This is a genomic window from Dellaglioa sp. CoH-57-MRSF-22, assembly GCF_056781895.1.
Window position 1 is genome coordinate 1 of record NZ_JBXAXT010000093.1, and the last position, 430, is coordinate 430.

Annotated in this window: 2 protein-coding genes; both read left to right on the forward strand. The window is 56.0% G+C overall.

Going from position 1 to position 430, the window contains the following annotated elements; translation table 11 throughout:
* A partial coding sequence (locus AC1RPR_RS08325; RefSeq protein ID WP_481763488.1) for a hypothetical protein occupies positions 1-235 on the forward strand: 235 nt, incomplete at its 5' end.
* A partial coding sequence (locus AC1RPR_RS08330) for a hypothetical protein (RefSeq protein ID WP_438451095.1) occupies positions 235-430 on the forward strand: 196 nt, incomplete at its 3' end. The genes AC1RPR_RS08325 and AC1RPR_RS08330, both read left to right, overlap by 1 nt.

A 430-nucleotide genomic window follows, 5' to 3' on the forward strand; every position in this document is an offset into this window, starting at 1 on the left:
GCCGTCTACTGTCGTCACGCCGCAGCCCGTTCCTGTGCCGCCTGCATCACGTCGTCCTATCGATCCGGGTCAGCCATACGGTCCGATTACGTTTCCCGTGATCGAGCCGAAATGGCCGTTCATCGATCCTATCACACTGAATACGGGTGGCATTCTCGAAGGTCAGAGCGTGCTGACGAGCGGCGGTATGGTCGAGATGCAGGACGCGCTTAAACCGGGCACGGTGGTTCACTGATGGGTAAGCGCTTCAAGGTCCGAGATAACAAGGCTATATACATCAACGCCATTGATTACAAGGATCAGAGACTGGTATCCGTTCGTCAGCAATACACGACGGCTAAGGAACCTGATGTGTGGAAGAACGGATATCAGGGGATTAGCCTGCCGTCGAGTCCTAAGGCGCTGCGCAAGCTCGCGGCTCACCTCGAAT